9 protein-coding genes are annotated in these 11,801 nt (G+C 66.7%); 6 read left to right on the forward strand and 3 right to left on the reverse strand.

Features of this window, described 5'->3' with window-relative positions:
- The 4 genes from I6U14_RS13605 to I6U14_RS13620 form a co-directional block, all read left to right on the forward strand.
- Window positions 1–239, forward strand: a 239-nt coding sequence (locus I6U14_RS13605; protein WP_296900061.1) for a citrate/2-methylcitrate synthase, incomplete at its 5' end; no start/stop codon positions are given.
- Between the two features lie 21 nt (window positions 240–260).
- On the forward strand, window positions 261–2,864 hold the full coding sequence (acnD, locus tag I6U14_RS13610) for a Fe/S-dependent 2-methylisocitrate dehydratase AcnD (RefSeq protein WP_296900062.1): 2,604 nt from the start codon (window positions 261–263) through the stop codon (window positions 2,862–2,864).
- 248 nt (window positions 2,865–3,112) lie between these two features.
- Window positions 3,113–4,291, forward strand: coding sequence for a 2-methylaconitate cis-trans isomerase PrpF (prpF, locus tag I6U14_RS13615; RefSeq protein WP_296900069.1), 1,179 nt, complete (start codon window positions 3,113–3,115; stop codon window positions 4,289–4,291).
- Between the two features lie 233 nt (window positions 4,292–4,524).
- Window positions 4,525–5,103 (forward strand): copper-binding protein, encoded by a 579-nt coding sequence (locus I6U14_RS13620; protein ID WP_296900063.1) that lies wholly within the window; start codon window positions 4,525–4,527, stop codon window positions 5,101–5,103.
- 114 nt (window positions 5,104–5,217) lie between these two features.
- Here the strand turns inward: I6U14_RS13620 and lon are convergent, their stop codons facing one another.
- Both lon and rsmA read right to left on the reverse strand, forming a co-directional pair.
- Window positions 5,218–7,635, reverse strand: a complete 2,418-nt coding sequence (gene lon / locus I6U14_RS13625; RefSeq protein ID WP_296900064.1) for an endopeptidase La — start codon at window positions 7,633–7,635, stop codon at window positions 5,218–5,220.
- A 197-nt stretch (window positions 7,636–7,832) separates the two neighbouring features.
- On the reverse strand, window positions 7,833–8,723 hold the full coding sequence (gene rsmA, locus I6U14_RS13630) for a 16S rRNA (adenine(1518)-N(6)/adenine(1519)-N(6))-dimethyltransferase RsmA (protein WP_296900065.1): 891 nt from the start codon (window positions 8,721–8,723) through the stop codon (window positions 7,833–7,835).
- Between the two features lie 190 nt (window positions 8,724–8,913).
- Between rsmA and I6U14_RS13635 the strand changes: the two genes are divergently transcribed.
- Window positions 8,914–10,248 carry an AarF/ABC1/UbiB kinase family protein gene (locus I6U14_RS13635; protein WP_296900066.1) on the forward strand — a complete coding sequence of 445 codons (1,335 nt, stop codon included), beginning with the start codon at window positions 8,914–8,916 and terminating at the stop codon, window positions 10,246–10,248.
- A gap of 66 nt (window positions 10,249–10,314) precedes the next feature.
- On the opposite strand, the gene I6U14_RS13640 is transcribed toward I6U14_RS13635, so the two are convergent.
- Entirely contained in the window at window positions 10,315–10,791 is a 477-nt protein-coding gene (locus I6U14_RS13640) for an EVE domain-containing protein (protein WP_296900067.1), read from the reverse strand.
- Window positions 10,792–11,042: 251 nt separating this feature from the next.
- On the opposite strand from I6U14_RS13640, the gene I6U14_RS13645 reads away from it, so the two are divergent.
- On the forward strand, window positions 11,043–11,720 hold the full coding sequence (locus I6U14_RS13645; RefSeq protein ID WP_296900068.1) for a hypothetical protein: 678 nt from the start codon (window positions 11,043–11,045) through the stop codon (window positions 11,718–11,720).
- Window positions 11,721–11,801: the final 81 nt, after the last annotated feature.

An 11,801-nucleotide genomic window follows, 5' to 3' on the forward strand; every position in this document is an offset into this window, starting at 1 on the left:
TGGAGGCCGTCATGTGGGACCTCAAGAAAATGTTCCCGAACCTGGACTGGTTCTCTGCGGTGTCCTATCACCAAATGGGCGTGCCGACGCCGCTGTTCACGCCGATCTTTGTGATCTCGCGAACCACCGGCTGGGTGGCGCACGTCATCGAGCAGCGTCACGATCGCAAGATCATCCGGCCGAGCGCCAACTATGTCGGTCCAGAGAACCGCACGTGGGTGCCCATCCAAGATCGCTGAGGCTCCGAAGCACAGCGCCGCATGAGACAAAGCCAATATCGCAAATCCTTGCCGGGCACGGACCTGGACTATTTCGACGCCCGTGAGGCAGTCGAGGCGTATAGCCCGGGCGCCTATGCGAGGCTGCCCTACACGGCGCGCGTGCTCGCCGAGCAGCTGGTGCGCCGCTGCGATACCGAGGCCTTGACCGGTGCGCTGAAGCAGATCATCGAGGGCAAGCGCGAGCTGGATTTTCCTTGGTATCCAGCGCGCGTGGTCTGCCATGACATCCTGGGCCAGACCGCGCTGGTGGATCTCGCCGGCCTGCGCGATGCCATCGCCGAGCGGGGAGGTGATCCGGGCAAGGTCAACCCCGTGGTGCAGACGCAGCTCATCGTCGACCACTCCCTCGCCGTGGAGGCGCCGGGCTTCGATCCGGATGCAGTCGAGAAGAACCGCGCCATCGAGGATCGCCGCAATGCCGACCGCTTCCACTTCATCGACTGGTGCAAAACCGCTTTCGACAACCTGGACGTGATCCCGGCGGGCAACGGCATCATGCACCAGATCAATCTGGAGAAGATGTCGCCGGTGGTTCAGGTGCGAGACGCAGTGGCCTTCCCGGACACCTGCGTCGGCACAGACTCCCACACGCCGCACGTGGACTGTCTCGGCGTCATCGCCATCGGCGTCGGCGGCCTGGAGGCGGAGACCGTCATGCTCGGCCGCCCGACGATGATGCGGTTACCCGAGATCGTCGGGGTTCGGCTGACCGGCGAGCGTCAGCCGGGCATCACCGCGACGGACATCGTGCTGGCGCTGACGGAGTTTCTCCGCACTGCCAAAGTGGTCTCGACTTGGCTCGAATTCTTCGGCGATGGCGCCCGCTCGCTCACCATCGGCGACCGGGCGACGATCTCCAATATGACGCCCGAGTACGGTGCGTCCGCCGGCCTGTTCCACATTGACGAGCAGACCATCGCGTATCTCAAGCTCACCGGTCGCGAACCGGCGCAGGTGGCGCTGGTGGAGCAGTACGCGAAGACCACCGGGCTCTGGGCCGACGACTTGGCTGGCGCCGAGTATGAGCGGGTGCTGGAATTCGATCTCAGCAGCGTCGGCCGGACCATGGCCGGCCCGTCCAACCCCCACCGTCGACTGCCCACGACGGCGCTCGCCGAGCGGGGCATCGCGGTGCATCTGGACCAGGCCAAGGCCGAGGAGGCGGCGGGCAGCCTGCCTGACGGCGCCGTCATCATCGCCGCCATCACCTCTTGCACCAACACGTCCAACCCCCGCAACGTGGTGGCGGCTGGTCTCTTGGCGCGCAAGGCCAATGCGCTGGGCCTCGCCCGCAAGCCTTGGGTCAAGACCTCTTTTGCGCCGGGCTCCCGGGTCGCGAAGTTGTATTTGGAGGCCGCTGGTCTGCTGCCGGAGCTGGAACAGCTGGGCTTTGGCATCGTCGGCTTCGCCTGCACCACCTGCAACGGCATGAGCGGGGCGCTGGAGCCCAAGATTCAGCAGGAGATCATCGATCGGGATCTCTATGCCACCGCTGTGCTCTCCGGCAATCGCAACTTCGATGGGCGCATCCACCCCTACGCCAAGCAGGCCTTCCTGGCCTCGCCGCCGCTGGTGGTGGCCTATGCCATCGCCGGCACGATGCGCTTCGACATCGAACGCGACGCGCTCGGCACCGATGCCGCGGGCAACGCGATCACGCTCGAGGACCTCTGGCCGTCGGATGCGGAAATCGACGCCATCGTCGAGCAGTATGTGACGCCGGAGCAGTTCCAGCAGGTCTACACGCCCATGTTCACGTCCAGCGCGCGGGAGCACGCCGAAAGCCCGCTCTATGCCTGGCGAGAGAAGAGCACCTACATACGCCGCCCGCCGTACTGGGAGGGCGTATTGGGCCATAAGCCGGGGCTCGAGGGTATGCGTCCGCTGGCGGTGCTCGGCGACAACATCACCACGGATCATTTGTCGCCGTCCAATGCCATCCTCCCCACCAGCGCCGCCGGCGAGTACCTGGCGCGGATGGGCTTGGCCGAAGAGGACTTCAACTCCTACGCCACCCACCGCGGCGACCACCTCACCGCCCAGCGCGCCACCCTGGCCAATCCCAAGCTCTTCAACGAGATGTGTCGGGACGAGCGGGGCGACGTGATCCAGGGCTCGCTGGCCCGTGTGGAGCCGGACGGCGAGCAGATGCGCATGTGGGAGGCCATCGAGACCTACATGCAGCGCGGCCAGCCGCTCTGCATCATCGCGGGGAAAGACTACGGCCAGGGCTCATCCCGTGACTGGGCCGCCAAGGGCGTGCGGCTGGCGGGTGTGGAGGCCATCGTCGCGGAGGGCTTCGAGCGCATCCACCGCACCAACCTCGTGGGCATGGGGGTGCTGCCGTTGCAGTTCAAATCCCCCGAGACCCGGCACACTCACCAAATCGACGGCACCGAGACCTTCGATGTCGTCGGCGATCCGGCACCAGGGGCGGACCTGACGCTGGTGATGCGCCGCGCGAACGGCGAGCAGGTGGAGATCCCGGTCACCTGCCGGCTGGACACCGCCGAGGAGGTGCGGGTCTACGAGGCCGGTGGAGTTTTGCAGCGCTTTGCCCAGGACTTTCTCGCGACCGCTTGACCATCAACGCGGTCGTTGACGCACTCACGACACTGCTCTGAGACCGGGCAAGTGTTGCCGTAACCCCGACAGTCATGGTGAGCCGTAGGCCGGGTCAGCGATAGCGTAGACAGACAATCAACGGGTTACGCGAGTTCGGCCTTGGGTTACGCCGTGCTAACCCGTCCATGGAATGCTTGCCCAGTCTCTCTGCGGTGTCAGGAGACGGAGGAAAAGACATGAATAAGGGCTCTGACCCCTTTTCTAATGTGCCTCATGCTCCGCAGATCAGAATCCCTGCGACTTATATGCGCGGTGGCACCAGCAAAGGCGTCTTCTTCAAGCTGACGGACCTGCCCGAGGCGGCGCAGGTGCCGGGCGAGGCCCGCGACAGGCTGCTGCTTCGCGTGATCGGTAGCCCGGACCCCTACGGCAAGCACACAGATGGCATGGGCGGGGCCACGTCCAGCACCTCCAAGACCGTGATCCTGTCGAAGAGTGCGCGGCCGGACCACGATGTGGATTATCTGTTCGGTCAGGTGTCCATCAATGAGCCCTTTGTTGACTGGTCCGGCAACTGCGGCAACTTGAGCGCCGCGGTCGGCGCGTTCGCCATCAGCAATGGCCTAGTGGACCCGGCGCGCATCCCCGAGAATGGTGTCTGCGCGGTGCGTGTCTGGCAGCAGAACATTGGCAAGACCATCCTCAATCGCGTGCCGATCACCGAGGGGCGTGTGCAGGAGACCGGCGACTTCGAGCTGGACGGCGTGACCTTTCCTGCTGCCGAGGTGCCGGTGGAGTTCGTCAACCCCATCGACGAAGGCGAGGCGGTATTCCCGACCGGGCATGTCATAGACAGACTCGAAGTTCCCGGCATCGGCACCTTCGAGGCCACCATGATCAACGCCGGCATCCCAACGGTGTTTCTCAGGGCCGAGGACCTGGGCTATGACGGTACCGAGCTGCAGGCGGCCATCAACGACGATCCCGGGGCACTCGAACGCTTCGAGGTCATCCGCGCGCATGGTGCCGTGCGTATGGGCTTGATCGAAGACTTGGCAGAAGCCGCCAGCCGTCAGCATACCCCGAAGGTGGCCATTTGCGCGGGTCCTAAGGGCTATACCGCCTCCAGCGGCAAAGCCATCAGCGCAGACGAGATCGACCTCAACGTCCGCGCCCTCTCTATGGGTAAGCTCCATCACGCCATGATGGGCACTGCGGCCGTTGCCATCGCCAGCGCCGCGGCCATTCCCGGCACCCTGGTGAGCCGCACCGCGGGCGGTGCGGTGCGGGACACCGTCATCTTCGGTCATCCATCCGGCACCTTGAAGGTCGGCGCAACGACCACCGAGCAAGCCGGCGCATGGCACATCGAGAAGGTGGTCATGAGCCGTAGCGCGCGGGTCCTGATGGAAGGCTGGGTATGTGTGCCCGAGGATGCCCTGTGATGCGGAGGGTGGCGAGTTTCGAGGGGCGAGGCACGAGGAAGAGGAAAGGCATCAGCAGGTTCTTCCCTCGACAAACCGAAAACCCGTTTGTGGCGGGTATATAAGCCGGGCCGCTGGTTGTTCGCGCCTCGCGGGACGGGTAACCTGCTGGTGGCCGATGCTCGGCGGCAGCCGTGGCAGCGGTCGCTCGAGCTGTCCAAAACTGGCTTCACACCACACGAGGAGCATCCGCCATGTCCCCCAAATCCAACCTGATTGCCGTCGCTGTCAGCGCCCTGCTCGCAGCCCCTCTGGCCGCCCCTGTCTATGCCCAGGCGGACCTGCAAACCCAGCCCGTCGCCGCCGAGGCCATCGAGACCAAGATCGAGGGCGAGGTCATGGTGGTGAACCCCGACACCCGCCTGATGACCCTCAAGACGGCGGATGGCAGCTACGAAGTGCTGCACGTGCCGCCGGAGGTCAAGCGCCTGGACGAGATCAAGATCGGCGACATGGTGAGTATCACCGAGACCACAACCGCCCTCATCGAGCTTCAAACCGGCCGCGATGCCGGTGCCATGGGCGCCGAGGGCGAAACGGAGGTAGAAGCGGAGCCTGGCGAGAAGCCCGCGGGCACCATCACCGACGAGCTGACCCTCTACGGCAAGATCGTCGGCGTCGACAAGGCCGCTGGTACAGTCACCATCAAGGGCGCCGAGACCACCCGCGTCTTCCCGGTGCAAGACCAGGCCCTGCTCGATGAGCTCAAGGTCGGCGACGGCGTCGTTGCCAAGTTCCGCAACGTCATCAGCGGCGAGGTGACCGTCAAGTAAGCGACGGTCACCGTCAACGGCGTGAGCGCTTGGCGCCGCGACGAAGGAGCCGCCTTAGGGCGGCTTTTCTGTCTGCCGCGCAGATAGTCTCGGGGACGGTATATCTAACTGGGATCACTTCTTGCCGAACAGCAGCGCCTCCACGTCCTGGAACCTGCTCACGAAGTGCACCTTGAGGCCCTTCTTGATGTGCTCCGGCACCTCGTCGTACTCGCCCTCGTTGTCCGCGGGGAGGATGATCTCCTTAATACCGGCGCGCCGCGCAGCGATGAGCTTCTCGCGCACGCCGCCGATGGGGAAGACCTCGCCGGTCAGCGTCAGCTCGCCGGTCATGGCGATGCGGCGCACCGGCTTGTTGTGCGCCAGTGACAGCAGCGCCGAGGCCATGGTGATACCGGCGGAGGGGCCGTCCTTGGGCGTGGCGCCCGCGGGCACGTGCAGGTGGATGAAGCCCTTTTCGAAGAAGTTGGGGTCGGCGCCGAACTGCGCGGCGTGGCTTACGATGTAGCCGTAGGCGATTTCGGCGGACTCCTTCATCACCTCCCCGAGCTGGCCCGTCAGCTTGAAGCCGCGGCCGTACTCGTGGGTACGCACGGCCTCGATGGAGAGCGTCGCGCCGCCCATGGCGGTCCAGGCAAGGCCCGTCACCACCCCGGGACCGCCCAGCTTGCGCTCGTCGCGGAAGACGGGGCTGCCGAGGTAGTCCTTGAGCTGGTCTTCGCTGACCGTCACCGGCGTCGCCTCGCCCTCGAGCAGCCGCACCGCGGATTTGCGCACGATTTTGCCGAGCTGCTTCTCCAAGCGCCGCACACCGGCGTCGCGGGCGTAGCCTTCGATGAGTGCGCGCAGGGTCTTGGTGCCGATCTTCACCGTGCCCTTGTCGAGCCCGGCGCGCTCGATCTGCCGCGGCAGCAGGTACTTCTTGGCGATGGCGAGCTTCTCGTCGGCGATATAGCCCGAGAGCTGAATCACCTCCATGCGGTCCAGCAGGGGCCCCGGGATGGTATCCGTCTGGTTGGCGGTGCAGACAAAGAGCACCTTGGACAGGTCGAAGCGCAGGTCCAGGTAGTGATCCAGAAACTCCCGGTTCTGCTCGGGGTCCAGCACCTCCAGCAGGGCCGAGGCCGGGTCGCCATGGTAACTGGCGCCGATCTTGTCGATCTCGTCCAGCATGATGACGGGGTTCTCGGTGCCCGCGTCCTTGACCGCCTGGATGAACTTACCGGGCATGGCGCCGATGTAGGTGCGCCGGTGGCCCTTGATCTCGGCCTCGTCGCGAATGCCGCCGACAGAGAATCGATAGAACCGCCGCCCCAGGGTGTCGGCGATGGAGCGGCCGATGGAGGTCTTACCGACGCCGGGCGGCCCCACCAGCAGGATGATGGAGCCCGCGATCTCGCCCTTGTGAATGCCCACCGCCAGGAACTCCAGGATGCGGTCCTTGACGTCGTCCAGGCCGTAGTGGTCGCGGTCCAGGATGCGCCGGGCGCGCTTCAGGTCCAGCTTGTCGGCGCTGTCCACGCCCCAGGGCAGCAGTGTGATCCAGTCCAGGTAGTTGCGGGTGACGGAGTATTCGGGTGAGCCCGGCTCCAGCACGGACATCTTCTCCATCTCCTCGTCAACGCGCTTCTGCGCCTGCTCACTGAGTGTGAGCTTGTCGAGCCGCTCCTTGAACTTATCTATTTCCGCGGTGCGGTCATCCTTGGCGATGCCGAGCTCCTTCTGGATGGCCTTGAGCTGCTCCTTCAGAAAGAACTCGCGCTGCTGCTTCTGCATCTTCTCCTCGACCGTCGCGCGGATCTTCTGCTGCGCGCGGGCGAGCTCCAACTCGTTGTTGAGCAGCACCAGCACCTTCTCCATGCGCTTCATCAGCGGCACGGCCTCCAGGACCTCCTGCAGCTGCTCCTTGCTGGAGGTGGTCAGGCTCGCGGCGAAGTCCGCCAGGTGCGAGGGGTCATCAGGCCCGAAGCGGTCGAGGAACATCTTCAGCTCCTCGACATAGAGCGGGTTCAGCGGCAGCAGCTCCTTGATGGTGTTGATGACTGCCATGGCGTAGGCCTTCACCTCGCTCTCGGGCTCGTGCCGGGGCTCGGGCATGTAGTCCACGCGGGCGGTGAAGGGCGCCTTGCGGTTCACGAAGCGCTCGATGCGAAAGCGCTGCAGGCACTCCACCAGCACCTGGAGCTTGCCCTCGTCCTCGGCGACCCGGTGCACGCGACAGGCGGTGCCCACCGCATAGAACTCCTCCGCGGTCGATTCCTCCGACGACTCCGCGCTGGTGAGCACGACGCCCAGGATCTTGTGCTCGCTCTCGCCCACCTGCATCAGAGTGCTGCGCCAGTGCTTGGCGTCCATCAACAGCGGCACCGCCTGCCCCGGAAAGAAGGGCCGCGCCGCCACCGGCAGCAGCGGGATCAGTGCCGGCAGCACCTCGGAGGCGCGGGCCAGCTGGCTGCTGTCGTGCGTCTCGTCTGCGGGCTCCATGTCCTCGTCGTGCTCGTCCGTGCGATCGTAAGCGGGCTTGTCGTTCATGGCGGGTGCGGAATCGGTTGCTGTGTCCAGCCGCGGCTGTCGCGGGGGCCGCCGGTTCGGGCCACGCGGCGCCGGGCACCGGAGGGCCGGGCATCGCATTGCCGAGCGCCGCATGCGGGGCACTGCCGCGGCAGGTGTCGCGGCGACTGCCCTCCGGCATCGGCCTGGCCCTGGAGCGGCGAATTAACCGGACAATCTCAGGGATTGGGCGTGGGAATGCAACCTTGAGCCGTTGCGCTGGAGCGACCCGCCGCCGCATTGGCCAGTCGGGCGAAATCGGCCACCGAGAGCTGCTCCGCCCGGGCGCCCGGGTCCAGGCCGCAGGCTTCGATGAGGGCCGCATCGGCGATCTCCCGCAGGCTGTTGCTGAGGCGCTTGCGGCGCTGTGCGAAGGCGGCGGCCACCAGGCGTGCATGCAGTTCGGGGTCGGCGATGGCCACCGGCGGCGGGCGCAGCGGTACCAGCCGCACGACGGCGGAGCTCACCTTGGGCGCCGGTGTGAAGGCGCCCGGGCCCACGGTCAGTACCCGCTCCACTCTGCACCGGCTCTGCACCATCACCGACAGGCGCCCGTAGGTTTTGCCGCCCGGGTCTGCGGCCATCCGGTCGACCACCTCCTTCTGGAGCATCAGATGCATGTCGGCAATGCAGTCCGCCTGCGCCAGAAAGCGGAACAGCAGCGGTGTCGAGATGTTGTAGGGCAGGTTGCCGACGATACGCAGGCGCTCGCCCGCGGCTGCCGCGGCGGGCGGCAGCAGGGCGCACAGCTCGAACCGCAGCGCATCCGCCTGGTGCACGTGCAGCCGACCCAGGCCGCCCAGGCGCTCTGCCAGCGGCCCCACCAGGTCCCGGTCCAGCTCGATGACATGCAGCGCGCCGGCGGCTTCCAGCAGCCCGGCCGTCAGCGCCCCCCGGCCGGGGCCGATCTCCACCAGATGCTGGCCCGGCGCGGGCGCCACCGCGGCGAGGATGCGCCCGATGGTGCCCGGGTCATGCAGGAAGTTCTGGCCGAAGCGCCTGCGCGCGCGGTGGCTGTCGGGCTCCGACCCGGCGGTGTGCGCCTCGGCGGCTGCGGGCGGGTTGGTCATGTGCGGCGCTCCGGGCAGAGGTCGGACGGAGATCGCAGCCGGCCGGCGCTGAGGCCGGCCGGCTGGGCAAGCGTGGATCATCAATGCCCGCCGCCCGCCGGGCAAGTAGGGTTGCCGTCCAGCCTTTACGCCTGCATTTCCAGGCAAAGCCTTTGCAACCGGGGTGCCCCACCTCGACAGGAGTTGACCCATGTCCGCAGCCATCGATCCACAGGCCCGCAGCGGTCGCAGTGTGCCGAGCCGCCGCCTGAGCCGCCTCTGGCACATCGGCCGCGCCACGACAGACCTCGCCGCCGGTGTCGGCGTGCGCGGCATGCTGGAGCTGGCGCGCTCGCGTCGCAGCGGCGAGGTGGCGCGCATCCAGCTCTCCCCCGAGGCCACCCGGCGCTTCACGGACCGGCTCGCGCGCATGCGCGGCGCTGTGATGAAAATGGGACAGCTCATGTCCATGGACGGCACCGACATGTTCACGCCGGAGGCGGCGGAGATCATGGCCGAGCTGCGCGACCGCTCCGAGCCCATGCCCATGAGCCAGCTCACCAGGCTCTTGGAGCAGGAGTGGGGGCGGGACTGGAACAAGGCCTTCCGCCGCTTCGAGTTCAAGCCCGTGGCCGCCGCCAGCATCGGCCAGGTGCACCGGGCAGAGACGAAAGACGGCCGCCGGCTCGCGCTCAAGATCCAGTTCCCGGGGGTGCGCGAGAGCATCGACAGCGACATCGACAACCTGGGTTTCTTCGCCCGCAACTTAGGGATGGTGCCCAAGGGCATGGACATCGGCCCGCTGCTGGAGGAGGCCCGGGTGCAGCTCCACCAGGAGGCTGACTACAAGGCCGAGGCCGCCTCGCTGATGCGCTACCGCGCGCTGGTGGGCGACGATGGCGATTTCTTCGTGCCGGCGGTGCATGAGGACCTCAGCACCGACCGCATCCTGGCCATGGACTTCGCCGACGGCGTGTCCATCGATCACCTCGCCGAGTCCAGCTACAGCCGCGAGGAGCGCGACCGCGCCGCGAGCCTCCTGGTGCGCCTGATGCTGCGGGAGCTGTTCGACTTCGGCCTGGCGCAGACCGATCCGAACTTCGGCAACTACCTCTACGACGCCCAGACCGGACGCATCGTGCTGCTGGACTTCGGCGCCGCGCTGCCGGTGCCGGGCGAGATCGCCGAGCAATACCTAGCGCTCGGGCGCGCCGCCATTGCGCATGATGAGCAGGGTCTGCGCGAGGCATCCATGGGACTCGGCTATATGGCCCCGGACGCCGACGCCGCCACGGTCAAAGCCCTGATCGAGATGATCCGACTGTCCTCGGAGGTGCTTGAGCCCGGCATCTACGATTTCGGCACCTCAGACCTGTTCGAGCGCCTGTACGTGAAGGGTCGGGACATGTACATGGAAGAAGCCTTCAACCACCTCCCCGAGCCCATCACCATGTTCCTCCAGCGCAAGTTCGCCGGCATGTTCATGCTCTGCCGTCGCCTGCGCGCGCGTGTGGACCTGCGCGGAATGCTAGACCCCTACCTGTGACCGCGATCCGCAGCAGGCGGACGCCGTCGCCGGCGCCTTCTGGGACGCGCAGGGTGAGCCGCGCGCTTACTCTAATCCCAGAATCAACGCCCACTGTGCGTCGGTGACCGGCATGATGGACAGCCGGTTGCCCCGGCGCACCAGCGGGAAGTCGGCGAGGGGGCCGTCCGGGTCGTTGGCAGCGATCTCTTTCAGCTCCGTCAGTGTGATGGTGCGCTTCGTGTGCCGCACGTATTTGAGGTCCACCATGTACCAGCGCGGGTTGTCCGGGTCGCTCTTGGGGTCGTAGTACTTGGCGTCAGGGTTGAAGGCGGTGTGATCTGGATAGCCTTCGCGGACGACCTCGGCAATGCCGACGATGCCGGGCTCCTTGGTGTTGGAATGGTAGAAAAGCACCTCGTCGCCAACCTGCATCTCATCGCGCATCATGTTGCGGGCCTGGTAGTTGCGTACGCCGTCCCAGGGCTCGGTCTGCTCAGGGCGCGAGGCCAGGTCGTCGATGCCGAAGGCGTCAGGCTCCGATTTCATCAGCCAGTGTCGCATTGTGGTGTCCGTCTCTTTTGGTTCGTGGCTCCTGGCACTGCGCAGCGCTGTGTCAGGCGCTCGTCGGACTCCGGATGGTAAACAATGGGCAGGTCAAACCGGAATGGCCGAACTGGTCCGCATTCTTCCCTATACTGGACCCGGCGCGGCGCGTCGATGCCGGGCTCGCCGGAGGCGATCCTTGTAGACGGCGCACTCTGGGCGCGCCAGGTTTTCTTTCGGTTTCAACGAGACGACGGGAGTCAGCAGTCATGCACAACAGAACCACCATCGCCGCGGCTGTGGCGGCCCTCTTGGCCCTTGGGCTCGGCGCCGGCAGTGCGCAGGCGCTGGACTTCGGCGACATGATGAACCCCTCTAAGTGGTTTGGTACGGACAAGGACGAGCCACCGCGCCCGCAGCCGATGCCGCCGCAGCTCTATCCCAGCACGCCGCAGCACCCCGCCGCACAGGCACAGCCGCCAGCGCCGCCGCAGCAGGCGCCGCAGCCGAGTCCGTCGCAGGGGCAGGGGCCGCAGCAGCCTCCGGCCCAGATGCAGGGGCAGGCGCCGGCGCCAGCTCAGCCCGGTCAGCCGATGCCGCCACCCCAGGCGGGCCAGCCCGGAGGCGCGCCTGGTCAGATGCCCCAGGGTTATGGAGCGCCCAGTTACGCCCCGAGCTATGCGCCCGGCTATGCACCTGGTTACGGCGGCCCGACGTCCTATCCGCAGGCGGCACCCGGCTATGCGCCCCAAGGCTATGGCACCGGCTATCCTCCGCAGGGCTATGCGCCGATGCCTGGCTATGCCCCCTACGGCGCCGGACCCTATGGGCCGGTGCCGGGCTATCCGCCGGGCTACGGGCCGCAGGCGGATGAGGGCAATGGCGGCTTCAATCCGATGCGCATGATGGGAGCGCCCATGCGGATGATGGGTGGCGACAAGGACTGAGAGGTTGCGAAGAAACCCACCGACCCACTGCGGACGCCTCCGGACGCGCCCAGCGGCGTTGCGCAGCGCCGCACAGCGGGT

The organism is Thiohalocapsa sp., assembly GCF_019695415.1.
Taxonomy (GTDB): Bacteria; Pseudomonadota; Gammaproteobacteria; order Chromatiales; family Chromatiaceae; genus Thiohalocapsa.

Bases quoted from the DNA above. Each gene is read 5' to 3' on its own strand.
- acnD (WP_296900062.1), top strand. From the start codon at position 261: ATGAGACAAAGCCAATATCGCAAATCCTTGCCGGGCACGGACCTGGAC.
- I6U14_RS13620 (WP_296900063.1), top strand. From the start codon at position 4,525: ATGTCCCCCAAATCCAACCTGATTGCCGTCGCTGTCAGCGCCCTGCTC.
- lon (WP_296900064.1), bottom strand. From the start codon at position 7,635: ATGAACGACAAGCCCGCTTACGATCGCACGGACGAGCACGACGAGGAC.
- rsmA (WP_296900065.1), bottom strand. From the start codon at position 8,723: ATGACCAACCCGCCCGCAGCCGCCGAGGCGCACACCGCCGGGTCGGAG.
- I6U14_RS13635 (WP_296900066.1), top strand. From the start codon at position 8,914: ATGTCCGCAGCCATCGATCCACAGGCCCGCAGCGGTCGCAGTGTGCCG.
- I6U14_RS13640 (WP_296900067.1), bottom strand. From the start codon at position 10,791: ATGCGACACTGGCTGATGAAATCGGAGCCTGACGCCTTCGGCATCGAC.
- I6U14_RS13645 (WP_296900068.1), top strand. From the start codon at position 11,043: ATGCACAACAGAACCACCATCGCCGCGGCTGTGGCGGCCCTCTTGGCC.